The sequence below is a fragment of the Micromonospora sp. D75 genome, assembly GCF_018070405.1.
Lineage (GTDB): Bacteria > Actinomycetota > Actinomycetes > Mycobacteriales > Micromonosporaceae > Micromonospora > Micromonospora chalcea.
The window spans coordinates 1-5116 of record NZ_JAGPXV010000437.1 but is presented as its reverse complement, the minus strand read 5'-3'; the positions used below and the strand labels follow the sequence as shown (position 1 = coordinate 5116).

Here is a 5116-nt window from a genome sequence, read left to right as displayed (position 1 = left end):
GGAGACCAGCTCGGGCGCGGCCACCGCGGCGAAGAAGATGACCAGCCAGCTCATCGCGTCGGCGAACTGGGCGTACGTCATCACCACCTCGCCGATCTGGCTGCGCACCGCGGTGACCCCGGCGGCCACCACGGTCACCACGGAGACGACCAGCCACGGGAAGATCTTCGCCTTGGCACTGCGGCCCAGCCCGAAGACGGTACGCACGCCGTGCAGGTAGAGCGCGCCGAAGACCTGCCGGCGGCCGAGCCGCGGGCCGGTGTAGCGCTGGTAGCCGATGTCGTGGATGACCCCGGTCGCGTCAGACATGGCTGGGCTCCCTCGCGGCGAAGAGTTCGGCCACCCGGTGCCGCCGCTGGTCCAGCCGGTGCAGCGGCAGGTCCAGCTCGGCGACCGCGCCGAGGATCTGGTCGTAGGTGGCGTCGTCGGCGAGCGGGACGAGCAGCAGCCGCCCGTCGCGGGTCACCGGCAGGTCGAGCGCGGCGAGCCGGGCGGCCAGGTCGTCGGTGCCCTCGCTCACCTCGACGGCGAGCACGTCGGTGGCGGTGGTCATGGCGGACACCCGGTCGGCGCGCAGCAGCCGGCCGCCGTCGATGGCGACGAGCGTGTCGCAGATCCGCTCCACCTCGCCGAGCAGGTGCGAGCAGACCACCACCGAGATGCCGAACTCGGTGCCGATCCGGTGGATCAGCGCGAGCATGGCGTCCCGGCCGGCCGGGTCGAGGCCGTTCGTCGGCTCGTCGAGCAGCAGCAGATCGGGATCGTGTACGAGCGCCTGGGCGAGCTTGACCCGCTGCTTCATGCCGGTGGAGTAGCCACCGACGGCCCGGTGCCGCTCCTCGTGCAGGCCGACGTGGCGCAGCGCCTCGGAGGCCCGTTCCCGGGCGACGGTGCGCGGCAGTCCGCTGATCCGGCCCAGGTGGGTGACCAGCTCGGCGGCGGACAGGTCGGGCGGGAGGGCGTCGTGCTCGGGCATGTATCCGACCCGGGCGCGGACCGCGGCCGGGTCGGTGGTCGGGTCGAGGCCGAGCACCTGTACCCGGCCGCTGGTCGGCGGGAGCAGACCCAGCAGGATCTTGATCAGAGTGGACTTGCCGGCGCCGTTCGCGCCCACCAGCCCGATGATCCCCGGCTCGACCGATACGGTGAGGTCGGTCAACGCGGTGACCCGGCCTCCGTACGTCTTGGTCAGCGACTCGGTCGCGAGCAGTGTCACGCCGTTCAGCGTAGAACTCCGGGGCCGCGCCGGAGCCCGTCCTGACCCGGGCGATCCCCTGATCCCTCGGCTCCGGGCCCCCTAGGTGACCGACGGGGTAGCGGCGTCGCGGGGAAGCTGCCACCGTGTGAGGCGACTCGACGGGGGGCGTCATGAGCGACGGTACGGACCGGCCGGCGGTGAGCGTGGTGGTGCCCACGTACAACTGCGGGGCCCACCTCGATCCGCTCGTCGCGTCGCTGTCGCGGCAGGGGCTGCCGCCCGGCGGATACGAGGTGATCTTCGCCGACGACGGGTCGACCGACGGGACGCCGCAGCGCCTGGACGAGCTGGCCGCTGCCGACCCGCACGTGCGGGTGCTGCGCCTGCCGCACTCGGGCTGGCCGTCGCGCCCGCGCAACCAGGGGCTGGAGCAGGCACGCGGCGAGTACGTCTTCTTCGCCGACGACGACGACTGGTTCGGCGACGAGGCGCTGGCCCGCCTGCACTCCTGCGCCCGGGCACACGACGCGGACATCGTCGTCGGACGGATGATCGGGCACCGGCGGGGCGTACCGCGGGAGCTGTTCCGGGAGAACCGGTTCGACGCCACCCTGGCGAACGCGCCGCTGGCCGACAGCATGACCTGTCACAAGCTGTTCCGGCGGTCCTTCCTCGACCGGCACGGGCTGCGCTTCCCGGAGGGCCACCCGCGACGCCTGGAGGACCACCGGCTGATGGCGGCGGCCTATCTGCTCGCCGAACGGATCTGCGTGCTGGCCGACCACCCCTGCTACCACCACGCCCGCCGCGAGGACGCGGGCAACGTCACCGCCACCCGGATGGACCCGGCGGAGTACTACGCGGCGCTGCGGGCCGCGATGGACATCGTGGACGCCCACCGCCCACCGGCCGCGGCCCGCCTGCGGCTGCACCGGCGCTGGCTGCGCAAGGAGATGCTGAACCGGCTGCGCGGGCAGGCGCTGCTGAGCGCGCCGGAGCCCTGGGCCGGGCAGGTGGCGGACGAGGTGGGGCAGCTCGTGAAGGAGCGTGTCGCACCCGAGGCGATCGCCGGGGTGCCGCCGATGTACCAGGTGATCGCGCATCTCGCCGCGCAGGGGCGGATGGCCGACCTGCGCCGGCTGGCGGAGTGGGACGTGAGTGTCCGGGCGCACGCCGCCGTCGACCGGTGGCAGGTGGAGGGACGGACGCTGACCGTCGCCGTCTCCGCCCACCTGCGCGCCGGGGACGAGCCGCTGCGCTTCGACGACCGAGGGCTGCCGGTGCTCCCGGTGGCCGGGGCCGCGCCGGACGGTGTCGTGATGCGGGCCGGCGGGGCGAGGACCGACGTGGTGATCCGCCGCCGGGAGACCCGGGAGGAGTTCTTCCTGCCGGTCGACGCCACCACCGAGCCGGCCGCCGACGGCCGGGTCTGTCACCGCAGCACCGCCACCGTCGACTTCGCGGCGCTCGACGGCGGCCGGACCCGGGGCACCTGGGAGGTCCGGGCCCGGGTGATTCAGGCCGGGTGGGCGCTGGACGCGAACCTGCCGCTCGTGGTGCGCTGCGCGGCCGACGGCGGGCCGCCCCGGGTGGAGGATCCGCGCCGGCTCCGCGCCCGGATCCGGCGGGCGGTCCGGCGGATCCGGGATCGCGCGCTCGGCCGGACGGCGCGCGCCGGCAGCCGTTCGCACGATCGACCGGCGGCGGCCCGGCGGTAAGGATTCGAAGACCCCGGTTCGTCCTCGGCACGATCGCCGGAACGCGCGATTACCGGGAGGCCGGGTGGCGCTCTCGACCGATCGCCGGTGGGCTGCGAAACTGTGTGCCGGCCGGTGAGTTGGGGGTTCGATGAGCAACGGGTGGCTGCTGCCCGAGGACGTTCTGCGGGATGCGCCGTCGTACGCGCCCAGACCCGCTGAGCTGGCCGATCTCCAGTTGTTGCTGAGCGGGGCGTACGCGCCGCTCACCGGTTTCATGAGCCGGGCCGACCTGACCTCGCTGAGCCGGCGCGGCCGGCTGGCCGACGGCACCCCGTGGCCGGTGCCGGTGACGCTCCAGGTGCCGGCCGCGCTGGCCGACGGGCTCGACCCGGCGGACCCGGCCCGCCGGGCGGTGGTGCTCACCGACGGCGAGGGCGCGCCGGTCGCGGCGATGGACGTGACGGACGTCTGGCCGGGCCGCGAGGGCCTGGTGGGCGTCGGTGGCACGGTGCGCCGCCTGGGCGACGGCGGCCACGGACCGTTCCAGCGCCTGCGGCGCGGCCCCGACGAGGTACGCGGCCTGCTGCCGCCGGGCCGGGTGCTCGGGGTCTTCGCCGACCGTCCGCTGCACCGCCCGCAACTGGCGCAGATCGCGCACGCGGCCCGCACGCTCGGCGCGCACCTGCTGGTGCTGATCCCGGTGGGCGAGGGGTCGACCGGTGGCCTGCCGTCCGAGGCGCTGGTGCGTACCGTGTTCGCCGCCCGCGACCGGATGCCCCCGGCGACGCTGGTGGCGGTGCCGCTGGCCCGCCGGCGTGACGAGATCAGCGACGCGCTGCTGCGGGCCCGGGTCGCCGCCGCGTACGGCGTGACCCACCTGCTCTCCACCGAGGGCATGCTCTCCGGCGCCGGCCTGGGTGTGCTGGTGCCCCGCGAGCTGGCCTACGACAACCGGGACGGGCAGTGGCGCTGGCGGGAGGACATCCCGCCGCGCAACCGCCGGCTGGCGCTGAGCGTGGAGGAGATCGACGACCTGCTGGACCGGGGCTTCCCGCTGCCCGAGTGGCACACCCCGCCGGCGGTGGCGAAGGAACTGGTCCGGGCCCGCCCGCCGCGGCGGTACCGAGGACTGGTGATCTTCCTGACCGGGCTGTCCGGCTCGGGCAAGTCGACGATCGCCCGGGGCCTGGCCGACGTGCTCCGTGAGCAGGGCGACCGCTCGATCACGCTGCTCGACGGCGACGTGGTGCGGCGGGAGCTGTCCGCCGGGCTCGGGTTCAGCAAGTCCGACCGGGATCTCAACGTGCGCCGGATCGGCTGGGTGGCCGCCGAGATCGCCCGGCACCGCGGGGTCGGCATCTGCTGCCCGATCGCGCCGTACGCGGCGGCCCGCGCCACCGCGCGGGAGATGGCCGAGGCGGCCGGCGCGGGCTTCCTGCTGGTCCACGTGGCGACGCCGCTTGAGGTCTGTGAGCAGCGCGACCGCAAGGGCCTGTACGCCCGCGCCCGGGCCGGCCTGCTCACCGGGATGACCGGCATCGACGACCCGTACGAGGAGCCCACCGACGCCGATCTCGTGGTGGACACCTCGGACATCAGCGTCGAGGAGGCCATCGGGAAGGTGATGGAACACCTCACCGAGACCGGCTGGGTGGAGCCCCGCCTCCAGCCCGCCTGACCTTTCGGCCGCCGGACGCGTCCGGCCTGCGAGCACCTCGACCGCCGTCGTCCGGCCTTACGGACGACGGCGGTTTCGCATCGCCCCTCGTTGCGCGGTAGTGTTCGCCTTTGTTGGAACACGTTCGACCGCGTGAGCATCGCGGTCGTGACGCTCGGAGGTGGGCCGGAATGCTGGCGCGGCAGCGGCAGACGGCGATCCTGGAACGACTGCGTCTCGCCGGCGGCGTCCGGGTCACCGAACTGGCCGCCGAGTTCGGCGTGTCCGACATGACCATCCGCCGCGACCTGGACACGCTGCACGAGCAGGGCCTGCTCGCCAAGGTGCACGGCGGCGCGACGCCCGCCGGTCCCGGCTCGACCGACGAGCCCGGCTTCCGCGCCAAGGCCGACCGCCAGTCCGCCGAGAAGGCGGCGATCGCCGACCACGCCGCAGGGCTGGTCCGGCCCGGCGCCGCCATCGCGCTCTCCGCCGGCACCACCACCGCCGAGCTGGCCCGGCGACTTGTCGACGTGCCCGGCCTCACGGTGGTCACCAACT

At 74.6% G+C, this 5116-nt stretch carries 4 protein-coding genes and 1 pseudogene; 3 read left to right on the top strand and 2 right to left on the bottom strand.

Features of this window, described 5'->3' with window-relative positions; translation table 11 throughout:
* Positions 1 to 309: pseudogene (locus KBX39_RS22560) on the bottom strand (ABC transporter permease); the annotation flags it as partial.
* The gene (locus KBX39_RS22555) at positions 302 to 1216 is read right to left on the bottom strand and encodes an ABC transporter ATP-binding protein (RefSeq protein WP_064448851.1); all 915 of its coding nucleotides are present in this window, start codon (positions 1214 to 1216) and stop codon (positions 302 to 304) included. The gene KBX39_RS22555 and the pseudogene KBX39_RS22560, both read right to left, overlap by 8 nt.
* Positions 1217 to 1368: 152 nt before the next feature.
* Between KBX39_RS22555 and KBX39_RS22550 the strand changes: the two genes are divergently transcribed.
* From KBX39_RS22550 to KBX39_RS22540, 3 genes are all read left to right on the top strand, one after another.
* Positions 1369 to 2916 carry a glycosyltransferase family 2 protein gene (locus KBX39_RS22550; protein WP_069088265.1) on the top strand — a complete coding sequence of 516 codons (1548 nt, stop codon included), beginning with the start codon at positions 1369 to 1371 and terminating at the stop codon, positions 2914 to 2916.
* A gap of 130 nt (positions 2917 to 3046) precedes the next feature.
* Positions 3047 to 4576 carry an adenylyl-sulfate kinase gene (gene cysC / locus KBX39_RS22545; protein ID WP_210872390.1) on the top strand — a complete coding sequence of 510 codons (1530 nt, stop codon included), beginning with the start codon at positions 3047 to 3049 and terminating at the stop codon, positions 4574 to 4576.
* 170 nt (positions 4577 to 4746) lie between these two features.
* Positions 4747 to 5116 (top strand): DeoR/GlpR family DNA-binding transcription regulator (locus KBX39_RS22540; RefSeq protein WP_210872388.1); only part of this gene is annotated, 370 nt, incomplete at its 3' end.

Excerpts from the sequence above, each read along its gene's own strand:
- KBX39_RS22550 (WP_069088265.1), top strand. The coding sequence starts at position 1,369 with ATGAGCGACGGTACGGACCGGCCGGCGGTGAGCGTGGTGGTGCCCACG.
- cysC (WP_210872390.1), top strand. The coding sequence starts at position 3,047 with ATGAGCAACGGGTGGCTGCTGCCCGAGGACGTTCTGCGGGATGCGCCG.